Annotated in this window: 15 protein-coding genes; 4 read left to right on the top strand and 11 right to left on the bottom strand. The window is 55.9% G+C overall.

Annotated elements, in window-relative coordinates; all coding sequences use genetic code 11:
- Positions 1-3 precede the first annotated feature (3 nt).
- The 11 genes from cmr4 to QMC96_04830 form a co-directional block, all read right to left on the bottom strand.
- Positions 4-825 (bottom strand): type III-B CRISPR module RAMP protein Cmr4, encoded by an 822-nt coding sequence (gene cmr4, locus QMC96_04780; GenBank protein MDI6876070.1) that lies wholly within the window; start codon positions 823-825, stop codon positions 4-6.
- On the bottom strand, positions 822-1,910 hold the full coding sequence (gene cmr3, locus QMC96_04785; GenBank protein MDI6876071.1) for a type III-B CRISPR module-associated protein Cmr3: 1,089 nt from the start codon (positions 1,908-1,910) through the stop codon (positions 822-824). Before cmr3 ends, cmr4 begins: the two co-directional genes overlap by 4 nt.
- The gene (gene cas10, locus QMC96_04790; protein MDI6876072.1) at positions 1,907-3,865 is read right to left on the bottom strand and encodes a type III-B CRISPR-associated protein Cas10/Cmr2; all 1,959 of its coding nucleotides are present in this window, start codon (positions 3,863-3,865) and stop codon (positions 1,907-1,909) included. Before cas10 ends, cmr3 begins: the two co-directional genes overlap by 4 nt.
- Positions 3,865-5,097 (bottom strand): type III-B CRISPR module RAMP protein Cmr1, encoded by a 1,233-nt coding sequence (gene cmr1 / locus QMC96_04795; GenBank protein ID MDI6876073.1) that lies wholly within the window; start codon positions 5,095-5,097, stop codon positions 3,865-3,867. Before cmr1 ends, cas10 begins: the two co-directional genes overlap by 1 nt.
- 128 nt (positions 5,098-5,225) lie before the next feature.
- A complete protein-coding gene (locus QMC96_04800) occupies positions 5,226-6,227 on the bottom strand; it encodes a hypothetical protein (protein ID MDI6876074.1) in 1,002 nt (333 codons plus the stop codon).
- Positions 6,228-6,229: 2 nt separating this feature from the next.
- On the bottom strand, positions 6,230-6,910 hold the full coding sequence (gene csa3 / locus QMC96_04805; protein ID MDI6876075.1) for a CRISPR-associated CARF protein Csa3: 681 nt from the start codon (positions 6,908-6,910) through the stop codon (positions 6,230-6,232).
- Between the two features lie 16 nt (positions 6,911-6,926).
- Positions 6,927-8,870, bottom strand: coding sequence for a type I-D CRISPR-associated helicase Cas3' (cas3, locus tag QMC96_04810; protein ID MDI6876076.1), 1,944 nt, complete (start codon positions 8,868-8,870; stop codon positions 6,927-6,929).
- The gene (gene cas5d, locus QMC96_04815) at positions 8,848-9,606 is read right to left on the bottom strand and encodes a type I-D CRISPR-associated protein Cas5/Csc1 (GenBank protein MDI6876077.1); all 759 of its coding nucleotides are present in this window, start codon (positions 9,604-9,606) and stop codon (positions 8,848-8,850) included. The genes cas3 and cas5d overlap by 23 nt, the downstream gene beginning before the upstream one ends.
- Before the next feature lie 7 nt (positions 9,607-9,613).
- Positions 9,614-10,606 carry a type I-D CRISPR-associated protein Cas7/Csc2 gene (cas7d, locus tag QMC96_04820; protein ID MDI6876078.1) on the bottom strand — a complete coding sequence of 331 codons (993 nt, stop codon included), beginning with the start codon at positions 10,604-10,606 and terminating at the stop codon, positions 9,614-9,616.
- Entirely contained in the window at positions 10,599-11,042 is a 444-nt protein-coding gene (locus QMC96_04825) for a hypothetical protein (GenBank protein ID MDI6876079.1), read from the bottom strand. The genes cas7d and QMC96_04825 overlap by 8 nt, the downstream gene beginning before the upstream one ends.
- A gap of 35 nt (positions 11,043-11,077) precedes the next feature.
- Positions 11,078-13,501, bottom strand: coding sequence for a hypothetical protein (locus QMC96_04830; protein ID MDI6876080.1), 2,424 nt, complete (start codon positions 13,499-13,501; stop codon positions 11,078-11,080).
- Positions 13,502-13,823: 322 nt separating this feature from the next.
- On the opposite strand from QMC96_04830, the gene cas2 reads away from it, so the two are divergent.
- Genes cas2 through cas4 form a run of 4 tightly spaced genes read left to right on the top strand, consistent with a single transcriptional unit; the run spans position 13,824 to position 16,653 of the window.
- Positions 13,824-14,108 carry a CRISPR-associated endonuclease Cas2 gene (gene cas2, locus QMC96_04835; GenBank protein ID MDI6876081.1) on the top strand — a complete coding sequence of 95 codons (285 nt, stop codon included), beginning with the start codon at positions 13,824-13,826 and terminating at the stop codon, positions 14,106-14,108.
- A gap of 43 nt (positions 14,109-14,151) precedes the next feature.
- Positions 14,152-15,039: a type I-A CRISPR-associated protein Cas4/Csa1 gene (cas4a, locus tag QMC96_04840; protein ID MDI6876082.1), complete on the top strand. Its 888-nt coding sequence runs from the start codon at positions 14,152-14,154 to the stop codon at positions 15,037-15,039.
- Between the two features lie 3 nt (positions 15,040-15,042).
- Positions 15,043-16,080 carry a CRISPR-associated endonuclease Cas1 gene (cas1, locus tag QMC96_04845; protein MDI6876083.1) on the top strand — a complete coding sequence of 346 codons (1,038 nt, stop codon included), beginning with the start codon at positions 15,043-15,045 and terminating at the stop codon, positions 16,078-16,080.
- Positions 16,081-16,083: 3 nt separating this feature from the next.
- Positions 16,084-16,653 carry a CRISPR-associated protein Cas4 gene (gene cas4 / locus QMC96_04850; GenBank protein ID MDI6876084.1) on the top strand — a complete coding sequence of 190 codons (570 nt, stop codon included), beginning with the start codon at positions 16,084-16,086 and terminating at the stop codon, positions 16,651-16,653.
- The last annotated feature ends 110 nt before the right edge of the window (positions 16,654-16,763 follow it).

Here is a 16,763-nt window from a genome sequence, read left to right on the forward strand (position 1 = left end):
CCCTCACTCCACGAGGCGGATCGCACACCAGCCCATCCCCACGGTCTCGTCCCCTCCCACCTGGAGATAGGGGCGGCGCTCAAAGACCTTCTTCACCGAACCGAAAAGTTCCCCCTCCCCTTTCTCGAAGAGCAACGCATAGAGGAGCGTATCGGGGGGGATCGTCTCCTCGTACCAGAGATTCATGCTCTTCTTGTTCTTGTCCAGGACGTTCCGTGCGTTCACCGGCAGACCGTATCGTGCGAACCACTGGAAGTCATCGTCATGCAGGAGGACGATACCCTCCTTCAACCGCGCCTTTGTCCGTTCGTGAAGGATCAGGGGCTCGATGGTGCGAATGAATTCTTCCGGTACCGCACCTATGCGCTTAAACTCTCTCTCCTCAAGAAAAATCGTCTTATCTTCGCTGTTTCCGCCCAAAACTTCGCCACGTTTGGGACTGATGGTAGAGAGCCTACTCTCCAGCTCCCCGCTCTCCCTCCCGCAGATCCTCATGTCCCGAAGCCATCGCTCCAGGATATGCGGGCAGGTTGCCCATTTGAACTGGGTTGTAAGGCTTCTCACCGGCAGGAGAAGCAGTCTTCCGTCCGAGATCAGCAATTCTCCTGCACTGTCGGGTGCGCCAAACAATCTTTTCGCTTCCTGTTTCAGTTCCGCCTGGGATTCGACCCTCTCTCTTAGCGAACCCTTCAGGCTGGTGCCCGCGATGACAGGGTAATTCGTCACTGCCTCTCTGGCGACCGGGAGATCGACGAATCCCTCCGTCCTTCCCGCCCCTGGATGCAGGGGCGTCTCTGCCAGCATGCCCATGATCATGCCCTTCATGATGACCATCCTCCTATCACAACCTCTCCAAATCCAAACGCTGTGTATTCTCCTATCTTTCCATGATGCATACGTTCCACGGCTGCCCGGTCGTTCTCTTCTGCCTCGAGGAACCATGTCGTGCCAGGCCTGACGAATGGCTTCGTCTCGACAGGGCATCCCCTGACCGAATCCCACCGCCCGACCCGAATCGGGCGGTTCATGCATGCGGAGACGACTCTCCCCGGCACACCCGGAATCCTGCCGCCCGGCCCTGGTAGATCCCTGAAATGCGCCGGGGTGAGATGGATCAACGTGAACCGTATGCACCCATCCTCCGAAGGGATATGCACCGATGGCACACGCATGCGGAGATCAGTCTCGTTACACACCTCCGCGATTGCCATCCTGGATTCTCCACCCAGCAGAAAAGCGAACCGGTCGTCAAATTCCTTTATCGCCCCTTCCACTTCGGCAAGGAGGCATACATTCTTAGGCAACCGGATCTTCTGGATGCTGTAGAGATGTCGATCCTTCGCGGTGCGGGTTCCTCTCTCGAGCTCGATTCCTATGCTGTGCTCCGTTTCCCGTAGAACGCCGGGAGGGACGAGTGTCAGACCCTCCGTCCGACGCTGCAGTACCTTCGAGATGTCCTCCGGGGTCAGGTACCAGTCGGTGAGCGCCTTTTTCCCTCTCGATCCTGCAGCAGCCGGATATCGCACCTTTCCCAGATCGGAACTCCTCTCCTCTCCTGGTTCCAGGATGAGGAACTCGCTCCAACCGTCTTTCTGCCAGGTTCCGAGCAGGTGGGCGGGTGCGGGATAGATGGCGGAAATTGCATTTCCCTCCCCTTTTCCAAGGAACGGACCACGGAATCGTAGTGCACCGAGGTCCTCTCCATCGCCGAGCACTCTAACGATCTCCGGAGGCCATGCACCCTCCTTCCAGCCCATCCTCCGTGCGAGGTGAGCGCGGATCGCCCCCACGAGGGTGAACGCACTCGGAGGGAAGAGGCTTTCCACGTCCCGATGGGTCTCTCCCCGATAGAACGGTCGGCTGTCCCGGAAGAACCAGGCATCCAGGGGTGTGATCTTCAATAGCGTCATTCACGCACCCCCTCCGTGGAGAGAAACTTTACCAGAAGGAGACCATCCATCGAGAGTGTCGTAGTCTCCGGTGCTTCGCCATTCCGATGCCTCCTGCTCACAGCGAGCAATCGCTCCATCTGCCTGCTAGCCCTCATCAGGAGCTCATCGTGCTTCTGAGTGTCATTTTCGCGGCGGTGCTCCCCTGCATCGATGTACTCGGAGACGATGAGGTCTTTCAGTTCCTTCCCTGAAATGGACTCCCATAATGGCAGAATCTGGCCGGGGCTCCATCGTGCATCGGTCACGAGCGACACGATCAAATCCCGCATCCGGAAGAAGAAGGAGGCGGAGAGTTCGTTCCTCTGTCTGAAATCGTCTGCGAGACTTTCGAGCAGGATCTCGTCTCGGATCCCGTTTTTTTTCGCCACTCCGTCCCAGACCTGGACCCACTCACAGTACTTGCCGCTGTTCTTCACTACACTGATCGCCAGGCTGTTCCGCCCGTTCCTCTCCTTGGCCACCCCATCGAGAAGTTCACGAACTTCTTCCAACACCGAGCTGAGAGGGACCTGGTAGTGTGCAAATACGAGGGCGGCGGACACGGTGGCCTCTCCGATCTGTACCTTCTCGAAACACTGGGAGAACCGGGTGTGGAGGTGACAGGCGCATTGCAGGGCATCCCTCAGGGGGAGCATCGCGAGGAGATCGTCCCCTCCCGCATAGACGAGTGCGCCACTGTATGAACGAACAATCTCTCCGACCTCGCTCGAGAACTCAGTGGTTGCCCTGCTGGTCCTATCGGTATGCCTCTCGATGAGTTCACCAATGCGATCCCCGTCCATGGCGAGCATGGCATAGAACGGGGAAGGGCCTGTTCCGAGCGCTTCGCAGATGCGTGCCAGTTGTCCCAGCAGGTCTTTGCGCTCCCTTTTAACGGTTTCTGGCTCCTCCCCTTCTCGTGAAGTTCCTTCCAGCGGAGTCCTCCTAGGGAGAGAGAGAGTCTCCTTGTAGTAGTAGTTCGCGTCCAGATTCAGGAACAGATGTTCCTTGGCGGCCTTTTCGAAGAACTGTTCCGCCAGCCCCTCGCGTTCGGCTCGCTGCCCTTTCAGGAGAGCGTTCTCTGCGAATGCCTTAGCCAGATCCGCACACTCCTGCACCCCCCTCTTCAGCCACGGGATGGCGGCCATATACGTGGTAGAGGGCCATCGTTCGGCATTCACATCCCAACCGATCGCCTCCTTTGAGACCTCGGGGAAGAGGCGTTTGATGAACGCAATCGCGCACAATCGCTCGTCCTCTCGGAGGACCATCCCCGGAATATTCTCCCGCACTCGTTTCCAGAACCGATCCTGTTTCTGTCTCTCCCATGCGCGCATGAAACCAGAGAGCTCCTGCCACTCGCTCATGATGGTGCAGTGATCCCCCCCTTCGATTGTCGGGGTGTACCGCTCCCTGTTCCTGTAGATCCGCCAGTTCTTCCGCGCCTCCATGTCGCCGGAATCCCCTGCAATCCAGGAGATCTCCCAGAAATTCCTCACCTGGCGGTTCCAGATCTCTTCGGTCCCCTTCCCGCACTCTTCCGCGATCCTCCCGAGATACCGGTCCCAGACTGTCAGGGCGATCCTGTTCCAGGCGGTGTTGATGCCGTCAACTGCCATCTTCGCAGCATCCTCTACCGATACCGTATCGGGGATCTCCGCCTCGAACTTGTTGGGCAGGGTGCCGATCCGAGGGGGCTCCCCCGGTCCATCGCCCCCGGCTGCAATCCACTGGAGAAGAAGATCTTTTCTGAGATCTTTTCTGACATCCGGCACAGAGATCCTGCCACCACCCCTTCGCACTCCGGCCATCGCACAGCCGGAGAGGTAGGATAGCAGATACGAACCGCTCCACAGATCCCGGGTCCTCCGTCCCTGGGCTATGAATCCCTGCACGGGACCGAGAGAGAACTGGAGTCTCTTTGCATCGGTCATCACGATCCCCCAGGAGGAAAGATGCAACTTTTTTTGTAGTCCTCTAAAAACTCATGAATCACTCGGAAATTACCGTCACTGAAAGGGACAACCAGATCATTTCGCTCTTCGCTCCCGTCCCCTTCTTCCTTCATTATCCGTGCTATACGGATTTTTCCCTCATCTGGGAGGAATTTGGCCGGGATTAGAGAGGCTACTGCGATGTACTTTGCCCGGGTGAGTTCATGGATGTGAATGAACAGCGGGCTTGCACGTCGTTCATGATTCTCCGGGCTGACTCGCAACTCAATTTTGTCTTTTTTAAAGTAATAATTATGCGGAAGGCCAAAAGTGGCACGCTCAGGATGGTTCTGCTTCGGATTGTTCTGAAGTCGTTCAATATCGGATTCTTTGATCACTCTGGTGGCGATGCTTTTCATGAGGGATGTATCTCTGGAAAATCTTCTATTCTCTCCTCTCCTCCTGTTACCGCCACGATATTCGACCATATTTTCTCCAACCCGATTCAGGACGCCTAGGGCCTGATTTCCCTCATCCAGAGAAAATATCCTTGTACATTGGCTGAATGCTGTATAGGGAGGGAGCTCATCAGAAAGCTTCTCGAAAGGAATGGATTCTTGGATGCATCTCTTGAAGGTGTCGAGATCTTCAGGCGGAGAAAACAGGTTTGTACCGTTCTCGATCAGCCCCGTCAGTGTCAGCGAACCCCATCCACGACGGGAACGTGCTCCAATGCCTCCGAGAAGACCCATCACCTTCAGTGCCCTAATCAGTTGCTCCCGAACATACTCGGCATCAAGGTCCCGGCATTTACCCTGGCGGATGTTGAACAGGACCGAAAAATCCGAAACAGGACTGGGGATTCGTTCGCGATTCTCCTTCTGCTCGAACAATCCGTAGCCCAGATATCTCAAACCCGGTCCTTGAATCTCCGGATTCTTCTCATTCTTATTCACAATCAGCCGCATGATCGCACATGACTGGCCCTTCTCTGCGCTCCCGAAGATCTCGCCCTCTTCCTCTCGAATCCGTTTGAGAGAACCTTCATGTTCGCACCACGCCAGTGCCCGCCACCAGAACCGCAGCACACCTTTTATTCCCGATAATCTCAACTCAGTCCTCATCGGATCCGCGCCGCCCATGAACAGCGGCGTCACGACCCTGAATCTCGCCTCCAGTTCGATCATTCCATCATCTCCTTTCTCTCCCGACAGTTCGATCTCCCCAATCATTCTGATTCAATCCAGAATTGGAAGATCGTGATGCAAAATCCACATTTTTCGTGGATCAGATGAAAACGAGCGAAATGCCAATACCAATGGATCCGCGCGCCGGTTCACCGTGCGCCCGATCCCACCCATTACCCTCTCATTAGGGAGACCTCCCGAGGAGACTTTCGCACGGGTGCATCCGTTGCCGTCGCAGATGCCGCCTCCGTGACCTCGGACTCCTCCTTTACCGTCTGCGGCGAGCCGATCTGGAGATGTCCGCACCCGAAGGATGCCTTCGGTCCCGCCCCGATGATCGATCCGACAGCGAAGAGCCATTCCGCCTCTCCGTCACCGTTATCGATGGCATAGTCAACCACTCCCGTGAACCCGTAGAATGAGCCCATTCCGGTCCGTGAGGATGCCCGTACCAGGCGGTGAAAATGCTTTGTTGTCGATAGGATCGATCCAGACACCGAAAAGTCGGGGAGTTCGCCACCATCCCCGTATTCGTTCACGTTATAGATGATCCGCTGCCGGATATGCCAGAGCAGCCGATCCGGCGCGGGAGGGAACTCCCCCGTCTTTGCAATGAATGGCGTCCTGAATCCCACCCTGACGGGAGAACCGACGGGCGCATGCGGGATCTGCCGGATGTCGCAGGTCTGGAGAGCCTTCATGTCGAGGCTTCCATCCTTAAAGATCTCTCGGGCGGAGAAGTTGCAGGTGATCCCGTCTATGCGGAACCTCCCGTTTCCGTAATGGCGCGTGCTCCCGATGCCCGACTGCCCCAGCAGCCGCAATCCCAGCACCACGTGCGGAAGATACCGCAGAAATTTGCCCAGGAGGAGAATGTTCAGATCGAGCGTGCAATCCTTGTCGAAATGCATCTCTCTTCCGAAGAACGGGGGAATTATGACCACAGGCTTGGGAGGGGGCGCCCTTCCCCTCCGCGAGGTCCTCCGCATATGGGTGTGGTAGAAGATGCAGTCCTCCCTCCCGGCGCAGTGATAACAATCCTCCTGAAGATCCGGGCAGCACGCTTTCCGAAGGTGGATTCCGAGGCCGCCGCGGAACGTGGATCCCATCCAGAAGGGGAGATCCACCGGCGTGGTGAACGAAAGATGCGCGGTCAGGGACGCGACTGGCAGCACGCCTATCCCCCTCCCTCCCACTCCACCACGTTCTTCAGAATCAGAGATCCGTAGTAGGTGAGGCGATAATTCGAGTCGTACCGCGTTTCCCGTCCGATGAGGTTCGCCTCCTCGAGTTCCGTGACATGACGGCTGATGGTGGACAGGTCCTTCCCCATGGCCTTTGCGAGATCCTTCGCCTTCATCTCCCTGTACCGCTGAACGGTCTTCAGGATCTCCTTTTTAGTATTGGTCAAACGATAGGCGCAGGCAGGTACCTTCACTTCGAGGGTGCGGCTGGTGGATTCGTCGAAGGTGAAAAAGCCGGTTATTCTCGATTTCAGGAGGATCGCAGCAATGGTGAGAGCGACGCAGAGGGAGCGGACGCCGGCGGAGGCATCCAGGTAGTACTGAAATCCCCGGTTTGCGGTGACAATTTCTGCTACCTTTGTTACCACACCCCCCACGTCAGATGTATCAACCTCGATCACGTCACACGCGATTCCAATCCCCCGTGATGTGAGACTCTTCAGGAAGCTCTCCACATCCTGGATGGCTGCATCCTTCCGGGGGTTCTTCTCCTTCGGAGTGAGGAGAACGAGGCGATCACCGTCTCCGAGCGAGAACCGCGAGTACCCTCTGAAAACGATCGATGCATCGAATCCAAACGGGACGATGACAGTTTTTCGCTGCTCGGTTGCCATCATAAAATTTTTTACTCTACATATTCATACTTTCGGCGAATCGCTGCACCAGTGCATCCAGTCCCACAACGAGGCAGCTGGAGGCGTCGTTCGCGTTGCGGATGGTATTGAACCTCCAGTCCTTTATTCTGTAGTTGTTCGTCGCATAGACGATTTTATCGTTCAGGAGGCGCTCTGCAATCCGTTCCAGCTCCTTGTGCTCCAGATATATGCTCAGGTTCTTATCCCTCTCCGTTCTTGCATACACGATGCGCTTTACTTTCGTATTCAGAAGTTCTCCCCTCCAGGAGCCTTTGACCCATGCCTTCGCTCTCTGCATGCGAAGAACGACAGGGATCTCAACACCGTCTGCATCCCGCATCCATGAGGGTTTCTCGGCCTCGATGCGATCAACGGGCCGGCATTCGAACTCTGTCTTCAGCAGCTCGAAGATATCCATCCGGGCATAGCACCGGTAGCGTTCGAGGTAGACAGGAATGGAGAGAATATCCCCCCTCGCCCCGCCCTGGGATATGAGATCCCTTGTACGCGGATAAGCAATCGTTCCGATATCCTGGTAGGCGTACCTGACGAAGAACGGGGGTCTCAACTCGGTGTACTGCCTCTCCAGCTCCTCGTAATTCAAGTCCTTTCCGCGGGTCTGCTGCCACATTCCCTGTAACAACGAGAGGAAGAGTGCAGCCCCATAGATGCTTTTAGAGAATTCTGCGTAGCTCTCCAGGGTCGGGATAGCGGAGGTGACGAACTCGTTCAGTCGAGCCGCGCTGATCGTGGCGCTTCCCTGTTTCCGCATCTTCTTCTCCAGCAGACGATAGGATTCGGATGGAACATATCCGATTGCAGTGCCCGGGCGGTGCCGCCCAACGCGGCCAAACCGCTGGAGAAACGAGGCGGCGTCCGATCCCTGGAAGATCAGAGCGTCGACGTCGAAGTCCACGCCGACCTCAATAGCGCTCGTTCCGACCGTGATCTCCTTCTGCGCACGGTACTCAGCTGGCACCATGCCGTTGATCCGCCCCACTCGCTCCTGGCCGTACTTCTCCTCCAGCCGGTCCGCCAGGATCTCGGAGAAGACAACGGAGTTGACGATTACGAGGATCTTCTCGGCCCCGGACTGGAGGAACCGCTCTATCTGCTCCAGAATCTCCGTTCGCTCTCTCTCTTCCAGATACCTGTCGTAGGGATGGAGATCCAGCCGTACATCGTGGCGAATCTGGCGAACACGCCCTTCGGGTTCGTCCTGGGGAATGGCTGTTATCTTCCTGTTGCTGGGGATGATCTCTTTGAGAACGTCCGTGGCACCATGATGGGTGGCGCTGGATACCAGTATGCGGTCGAACCGACTCTTGAGCAACCAGATGAGGTAGATGAGGTTGCTCAACGCGATTCCAGAATACATGTGCAGCTCGTCGATTGCGAGGGTGTGAAAGCGAGTATGGAGGAAATCCACGAGCAGTTTATGCCCTCTGTAGTAGCGCAGCTGGAATAGCTGGTAGAGTGTATCGATGTTGGTCAGCAGGATCAACTGTCTCCCGTGATTCGTGAGATGCAGAATTCGCTGGATAGCCTCGCCTTTCCGGGCGACCCCTTCGAGCGATGCACCGCTCACGACTGCCAGGATGACATCCCCCGTATCGTGCGGAGCGGTCTTGAACTCCCTCTCCATCGGTATGAGTGTGGGGTTCCTGCCTGCGCGCCTCAGGAGACTCGCGATGCTCCTTCCCTGATCCCGGATCAGCTCGTTCGTTGGATATACGAAGACGCCGTTGCCCCGGGAGTCGAGGATCGAGGTGAGCATCCCCAGCGTCTTCCCGGAAGCGGTGGGAGCGTCGAGGATGATCAGGTCCTCCTCTGATTCCCTCACCTCCTGCTGATGCACCATCAGTTCCGTTCCATCGGCACCCAGCATGAATCCGCTGTAGGGGATGAAGGCGGGCTTAACATCGATGTGCAGAGGCATGATCGCTAAAAACGCATGGATATCGCCCCTCCTCCGGAAGCGCGATGGTGTACTCCTTTCCCATCGCAGTCCCCGTGAGATGCCTCCCCCTCAATCGGCATGTGCGGAAGAGAGGTATGGGGGGAATCACCTCCAGTGTGCATTCGAGAGTGCGGGTTTCCTCCGGGAGATCGGTCGCGTTCACCGGATGCGAAGGGACGAATTCGCCGTCATCATGGATTCGGAGATTCTCCAGCTTCTGGTAGTATACGCGAACAGGAGCCAGTTTCTTCCCCAGCCGGATCACGTTTGCGCTTCTCCTGCCAATGAGGAAACATTCGAACGCCGTGAGAGGGACGTATTTCATGTAGAATCCCATCGTCGGCAGGGAGACCCGTTTCCTGTCCTCCGTCACCTGCGTGACGGTGTTCACCGAATTGTACGTGAATCGCTTCATCTCGCCGGAGTGCGAGAGCCATCGCGAATATTCTGGCCCCAGGTGGGTCTCCGAACCCGTGATGAGCCCTGCCGGCGTGGAATAGATCTCGAACCGGCTCTGATCCTCCCGGTAAAACGGACGATTGCCAGATGCAATCCGATGGATCCGATCGATATGACGGTTGAAGGCATAGTGAAGTGCCGTGTTGCCTATCAGATCGGCCGGCACCCCGACCTTCAGCTCTTTCGATACGTAATAGAAGAAGTCATGGGTGACGAGGATTACCCGATAGACCTCGTAATTCGCTGTCGCCTTCATACCGGAATCATTTCTCTTCCTTCGAAGCTTTCTTTGAAGCCTTCTCGTACTTACCGATCTTGTCGAAAAACGCCTTGGCATCTCCGTACAGGTTCCGCATGAATACATCGTCCGGTTCGTACGCCGCGATCACCTTTCGGAACTCCTCCACCTCTTCCGGTGAGAGGATCACGAGGTGGTCGCGGAAGTGCGCATCCTCCGCCACCGTGCAGAGGATCTCGTAGGTGCTCCTGATGGGATCCTGGACAAATGCCTTCGGGTTCACGGAAGCGGCAAGAGTGTAGTCCAGCGAGGTGATCACCTCCTCGTAACCGGCAACAATGCCCGCGAGGATGTTGTTCATGGTTCCTTTTGTCCTCGTCTCCGCCCCGTAGGCACGACAGGTCAGCAGTGCCTTCAGGAACAGGATTGACTCCGGTTTGGTCACAGAGTTGAGTGTGACTACCGAGGGGAAGTTCGCGAGCGGAACCACGTTTTCCGTGCTTCCCAGCGCCTGGCCCGTGGACTGCGTTGCCGTATTCACCGCGTTGAATGTCAGGGTCTCGGCGATCTCCTCGTACGGCTCGATGGAGTATGCCGTGCTGTAGGAGGCCCTGTGCTTGATGTTGAATCTCCCCTCTCTCGTGGATTCTGTGGAGACAGACCCGAACAGCACGCACCTCGGACATTTCTGGCAGAGAGCATCCTTCAGCTCGCACGTCTTCTGCTCATCGTCCAGGGTCTTCTCGTCCGCGAGGCTCCGCAGAAGTGCAGCGAAGTGCCGGCTCTCTGCTGCCTTCTGCTTTGAAGCAAACATGGCCACCCGCTGTATGGAGACGGGGTCCTCTCTGTGCCGGGGAAGGGTCACGATGTTCAATTCCCGGGTCTCTTCCGTCCGGAAGATGGTATAGTCGTGCGTCTGGCGCAGCAGCAGCAGCTGGAGTGTATTCGACCGCCGGTAGAGCGGTATCTCGTCAAGGAAAATATAATCCAGTTTCGGCAGTTCCGGCATCTCACTCATGGCTCTCGCCTCCGCTCCGTTTCTTCTCGATCAGTTCCGAGATGTGTCTCATTCTCCTGTAGTAGATCCCGTAGTCGATCTCCCGCATTATCTTGGCAAAATTCCTATTTGGTGTCTTCTTCTTCAATTCAAGCAGCATTCTGACTCCTTTTTCAAGATGTTCCCGATGCTCCTTCTTCACGGAGTATCCTGTCATGTTCTCGTGAATGTTCAGGATATACCCGATCAGAGCATCCTCCGACTCCAGCTTCTCGCTCATCACCGCAGAGAGAAGCTTTCCCGCAGGTCCCATGATCGCGTGCTTCGAGTAGCCTTTTCGATGCGTAGCCTTTTCGATGTAACCTTCCAGATACTCTGCCAGTTCGTCGATTACTGCGGTTCGCATGCGCCGGCTCTCTTCCAGTTCTGCATTACCGAATGCCCCATCTTCTCTCATCAGATACACTCGACTCATTCATCATCACCTCCCAATCATGAGAAAATTCGATCGAGTTGCTCGAACAGTCTGCTCGCAGGCAATACTCTGCTCTTCTGCCCCTGCACGATCCGATTCAGCGTACGACCTTTCGGTTCTTTCAATATCGACATGAACTCACCTTTTCGGGATTGTTTCGAATGTTCCGCCGCCCGTATACTCTCTGCAACGAGAATGATGGCCGATATCTTCTCGAGTGCTCGATCCGTGTCCTTCAGGGACAGCCAGCCGTTCTGGAGCTCGATGCCGGTCGGTCTGAACGCCCTCGAGAAGTGAAGATCCGTGGGGATCATCACCGCACCATCTGCCTGAATATCGCAGAGCGGTTCGAACTTCAACTCCTTTACGATAACGGAGGCGAAGAAGATGCGGGACAGGATCGAACCGCGGAAGAGGTGACGCAACGCGTTGGAGGCCTTGTGGTCCCCCTTCTCGTAGTTCGGAACGGGGAATGAGATGAGGATATAGTTGGGTGTGATGAGAGAGAAGAGGGCGCCTATCTCCCCCTCCTCCATGAGACGTTCCCGCAACTCTGGTGAGATGGGTACGCCCTTCAGGATCGCTTCGATCAGGGAATCGGGATCGTTCTCCGCCACATTCAAGGTCCGCCGGAATTCCCCGAATGAACCGTCGAACTCCCCGATGATTCCGTCCAGCCTCCGTTTCAGTGCTTTTTGCAATCTCTTGTCGTCTCTGAATAGATTCTCTGCGATCGCTGTGGATTGTTCGTTCAGCGAGGAGATGCCTTCCCCATCGATCTTCCTTGCCCATGCGTCATCCCGGCGGAGCGGCTCCTCCCCATACGCCCTCACGGTCACGAACTCGTCGATACGGCGCGCCCAGAGGTCCATCTGGTTCCGCGAGAGGTTCAGCTGTGGGATCAGGTAGTACTCATAGACATCCCCCTCTCCGATGCGGAGGGACCGCAGACTCATCTCGAGATCGCACAGGGTGCAGACTGTTCGATTCTGCAGTGTCGCGCCTCCGATGAGGAAATTCGTGAAGGATTTTGCCTCCCCATCCCCCACCTTCTGGCTTTTGATCTCCAGAGTCGGTCTATCTCCGCAGATCGGGCATACGACAGTGCCGCCCCGCTTCTTGCCCTCGATGTAGACGCCGGAGATCTCGCGGATCTTCCGGGTGGGATCGTCTGCCAGGGGGTGGACGATTTCGGATGCTATGAGCCCGGGAATGTCATTTGATCGCAATCCGACTCTCTTCTCCGCAAACGGGCGCAACACTCTGCTCAATCTCCTGCAGATATCAGCGGATCGGTCGAGCACGTCCGATCTCGTGAGATCTTCCGGGATCAGTCTCCGCAGTCTGGAACTTCCCTCGATGATCTTCTCATCGACACCGGAACCGGAATGCGACTGTTTCCCGACGATCTCGAGGAACTCGGGGAACCCGAGTGCATCAGAGTATCCCGCGGACTCGTATTCCTTCTGCAGCGAGGCGACTGCCTCATTTGTCGCGATACTGGTCAGCCAGTTAGAATCCCCGCATGCGTGAGTGCAGATCTCTTTGAGATAATAGAATATGATGAAGATGCCGTAGAGCTCTTTGATTGCATCCTCATCCGGGTCGATGTCGAGTACTCCTTCCCTCTTCAGCCGTTCTGCGCTCTCGATGTATTTCCCGATCTGATCCCGCTGCGGATCCGATACCACCCTGCTCTTCCGAATGCGTTCCCACAGGATATCCAGGATGCTGTCGGATGCGTAGGCGAACTGGGGGCTGGGAATTTTCGTCTGGGTATGGACTCCATGGATCGCCCGGGCAACATTGCCCTCGGGGACCTCTGCGATGTAATCCTCGAGCATGCTCCAGTACTTCTCGACGAAGGAACGCCTGAACTGCTCGCCATCGATGGTATCCCCTCTCTTCCCCACGTATATGGTGCCATCCGGATAGTAGAGGATGGGTTTGAATCCGCACTCGCTATAGCACTCTTCGATCGCCCTGTGGCACAGGGAGGTCAGAATGCCCCGGATCTTCGAGACCTGGTGATACTCCAGCCGCAGCCCCCACTCCTCCAGGAGATCGTCGAGCCTTCTCCTGCTGCGGTTGAATTCGGCGAAATTCCGGATGGATGCAAGGGGATCGGCGACATCGTGCACCACTCTCCGCACGAGGGGGGTATCTTCCCTCGGTGCGACGCGGAGAATCGTGGCGAGGTGATCGAGACTCTGGAGCGCCCCGTGCGGGAGGATCGACTGGACGCTCATGATCTCCTCCTTCGAGTATCCGGCCGTTTCCAGCAGGCGGGCGATGGTCTCGAAATCCTCCTTTGTAAATTCCTTGTCCCGCAGTCTGCCCTCTCTCTCGATCACCTCACGGGAACTGTGGGACTCCTTCAGGAAATCGTGGAGGAATGCGGTTGCCACTCCGATCCTCACTTCGTTCTCTGCTCGTTTCATCGCTCTCAGTAATTGCTCCGTTATCCCCGCGACCGTAAGGGAGTGGGAGAGCAGGGATGCTGTCCCTCTCCGTCCCCATTTTGCCTCTTTGAGATGCCATCCCCGATCCAGCCCCGCTTCAATGAATTGTTCCCAAGGTATGCTCGGAGATGCCATGGAATCTGTCATGGATAAAAAATAAAATTCATTTCATAAATTTATTTCTTTCTATCATTATCTCTGAAAATGTGCAGAAAAAATGCAAAATTATTATTATATAAAGTTTATTTTCCATTCTTACGGGATACAAAGATTTATTTGATGATTTCATGATTCTCTTACCATGCAGACACTCGTCGTCTACGATATCCATGATGATTCGAGACGTCTCCGTCTCTCACGGCTCCTCCAGCGGTATGGGCTGACACGGGTACAGTACAGCGCCTTCCGGGGCGACACGAATCCGCATGACAGGATGGTGCTTGCGAAGAAGATGGCGCCGTTTGTGAAGGATGACAACGACTCTGTCTTCCTCATCCCTCTCTGCGAGCGCTGCATTGGGACCGTGGAGGTGCTCGGTGCATCGAAGAAGGGATTTTCCCCGGGACCTACGGTGAAGATCGTCTGAAGAGATCTTCCTCTCTGGGAGGATTCTGCGCGTGTGATGCGATATGGTGTACTATCTGAACGAGATCGAGAGTAAGAACCTTCTGAAAAATCTCCGCCCCTTGACCAGAAAGGTGGGAGTATCGGAGGATCTGAGGGGATGGAACTGGAACCGGACCCCCCTCTCCCCCTACCGCCCGGTCCTCCTCCCTATGTACCTGATCTGCAGCAACTACTGCCCGACATCGCGGGATCTATACCTCAAGCGTGTCGAGAAGAGGAGGGGGGAATGGAACCACCCCCTCTCCCTCGGGAAGGTGATCCACGATACCGTCGCCCGGGCGTACACGCTTGCGCGGGAAGGGGAGTTTGACGTCCCGTTTGACGACTGGTACAGGATGCAGCGTTACGAGGATTATATGAAAGGGAATCTCCCCCTAATTCAGACATATGCCCGGATGGTCTACGATTACATACTCTCTCAGGCAAGGTCGCAGTTCAACGTCGCGATGAGTTCGCACCCATTCAGCGCGAAACGGGATATGCTTCTCGCTTCCGTGCCGTTTCTCGTGGAGCATACAATCAATGGTGAACTGCTGGGTTGCAGCTCTGTTCTCAGCATCGACTGCTATGATTATCTCCACAATATCATCTTTGATCTGAAAGTGGGCGGGAACCGGGATGAGACGCACCGCCTCCAACCCGCGGGATATGCCCTCGTCTTTGAGAGCATCTATGAGATTCCCGTGGACATCGGAGGAACGGTGTATCTCTGGTTCCAGAACAATCAACTCATTGCCCGAAAGGATCTCTTCCCCATCGGTGATCACCTTCGGAGCTGGTGGCTGGAGATGCGGGACAGGAGGGCCGAACTGGTCCACGAAGAACGGGATCCGGGAATGCCGGCGGAATGCCCGCCTTCCTGCATCTACCGCTCGGTCTGTGGGGTGTAGCGGATGGAGAGGCTGGTGGTGGACGGATGGGGGCGGTTTCTGGGGGTGGAAGACGGTCAGATTGTCGTGAAGGAGAGGAAGGGGAAGAGTTATTCTGTGATCTGCCGTTCTCTGCCGTCCGATCTCAGGCAGGTTGTTATCGCTGGCAAGGGCTCTCTCAGCTCCGATGCGATCGATGTGCTCGCGCACCACGGGGTGGATCTCATATTTCTCGATTGGAGAGGGGGAGTCAGTGCCCGTCTATCACCCCCGATGCTGAGAACCGTTAACACCCGCCGCGAACAGTATCGGTGCTATGATACGGAGAAGGGTGCGGCTCTTGCGAAAGCATTCATCCGCGCAAAGATGAAGAACCAGATGGCTGTTCTTGGCACGTATGCCAAGACGCGGGTGCAGGCGGATCCGAACACTGCTGAGGCGCTGCGGGTTGCACGAGAATCCATTGAGCGTATTGCATCCGAGCTGGAGAGTGTGAGCGGGACTGCCTGTGATGCCGTGAGGGGAACGATCATGGGGATGGAGGGATGCGCCACAGGAGTATACTGGAATGCAATCTCGAAGATTGTTGACGAATCATTTGGATTTAACCATAGAAGCGGCAGATACGCGGGCGATCCTGTGAATGCGCTCCTGAACTACGGATACGCTATCCTGGAGGGAGAGTGCTGGCGTGCAGTTCATTATGCCGGGCTGGATCCCTATGGCGGTTTTCTCCATGTGGATCGTCCCGGGAGGGCCAGCATGGTTTACGATCTCATCGAGGAGTTCCGCCAGCAGGTGGTGGACAAGAGTACACTCAAGCTTCTCTCCCACCGGCAGATCAGGACCGAGAATTTCGAAGTGGTGGATGGTGTCTGCCGGATGGATGACGCGACGAGGAGGCTGGTCCTGAGCGAACTGCTCATGAAAATGGACGATCGGGTCAGGTATAAGGATAAACTATGGAGATGGTCCGATCTGATTCTGCATCAGGCACGGGAAGTTGCCAAGTTCTTGCGAGGGGAGTCGGGGAAATACGAGGGGTTCTGGTTGAGGTGGTGATGCATGATCCAGGTGAGCGATATCACGCAGTATTTCTACTGTCCGAGGAAGGTGTATTTCCTAAAGACGCTCGGGATCCGTCCGCCGGAAAAACCCAAGATGGAACAGGGGAAGGCGGAGCATGAACGGGAGTACCGAAGACTGAAGGAGAGGGTATCCACCTATGGGTTTCCCGATTGCGATATAGAAATGGTCATGCACAGGGTATCTATCGAGTCAGAAACTCTGCGGCTCCATGGGGTGGTCGATACGGTCATCGTGCTCCGAACGGGGGAGTACCTGCCGGTGGAGGTGAAGTATTCCAGCTATTTCGGTATCCAGAGAAACAGAAAGAAGCAGCTGGTGGCGTACGCCCTCCTTCTGGAGGAAAGGTTCGGGACAATTGTTCGGCGCGGTATTCTCTATCTCTCCACGGATAGGAAGATGCAGATGGTCGATATCACACTTGAAGACAAATCGTTTCTAAAAAGGGATATCGCCATGATCCGGGATCTCATCCGGAGTGAACGAATGCCTGAAGTGAAGAAGGATGGGCGATGCAATTACTGCGAGATGAGTAAGTTCTGTGTCTGACTTCCTGTGCGTGAGGCTCTGTCGAGATCTTCATCAAGAGTCTGTGCACAGTTCTCGGGTGTTCTCCGGGGGAGGGATTCGCTCCTCCTGCCCCTTCGTGCGACAGAGAG

It is taken from the genome of Methanomicrobiales archaeon, from assembly GCA_030019205.1.
Classification (GTDB): domain Archaea; phylum Halobacteriota; class Methanomicrobia; order Methanomicrobiales; family JACTUA01; genus JASEFH01.

Coding starts and splice junctions, on each gene's coding strand:
- cmr4 (MDI6876070.1), bottom strand. CDS start 825: ATGAAGGGCATGATCATGGGCATGCTGGCAGAGACGCCCCTGCATCCA.
- cmr3 (MDI6876071.1), bottom strand. CDS start 1,910: ATGACGCTATTGAAGATCACACCCCTGGATGCCTGGTTCTTCCGGGAC.
- cas10 (MDI6876072.1), bottom strand. CDS start 3,865: ATGACCGATGCAAAGAGACTCCAGTTCTCTCTCGGTCCCGTGCAGGGA.
- cmr1 (MDI6876073.1), bottom strand. CDS start 5,097: ATGATTGGGGAGATCGAACTGTCGGGAGAGAAAGGAGATGATGGAATG.
- csa3 (MDI6876075.1), bottom strand. CDS start 6,910: ATGGCAACCGAGCAGCGAAAAACTGTCATCGTCCCGTTTGGATTCGAT.
- cas3 (MDI6876076.1), bottom strand. CDS start 8,870: ATGCCTCTGCACATCGATGTTAAGCCCGCCTTCATCCCCTACAGCGGA.
- cas5d (MDI6876077.1), bottom strand. CDS start 9,606: ATGAAGGCGACAGCGAATTACGAGGTCTATCGGGTAATCCTCGTCACC.
- cas7d (MDI6876078.1), bottom strand. CDS start 10,606: ATGAGTGAGATGCCGGAACTGCCGAAACTGGATTATATTTTCCTTGAC.
- QMC96_04825 (MDI6876079.1), bottom strand. CDS start 11,042: ATGAGAGAAGATGGGGCATTCGGTAATGCAGAACTGGAAGAGAGCCGG.
- QMC96_04830 (MDI6876080.1), bottom strand. CDS start 13,501: ATGAAACGAGCAGAGAACGAAGTGAGGATCGGAGTGGCAACCGCATTC.
- cas2 (MDI6876081.1), top strand. CDS start 13,824: ATGCAGACACTCGTCGTCTACGATATCCATGATGATTCGAGACGTCTC.
- cas4a (MDI6876082.1), top strand. CDS start 14,152: ATGGTGTACTATCTGAACGAGATCGAGAGTAAGAACCTTCTGAAAAAT.
- cas1 (MDI6876083.1), top strand. CDS start 15,043: ATGGAGAGGCTGGTGGTGGACGGATGGGGGCGGTTTCTGGGGGTGGAA.
- cas4 (MDI6876084.1), top strand. CDS start 16,084: ATGATCCAGGTGAGCGATATCACGCAGTATTTCTACTGTCCGAGGAAG.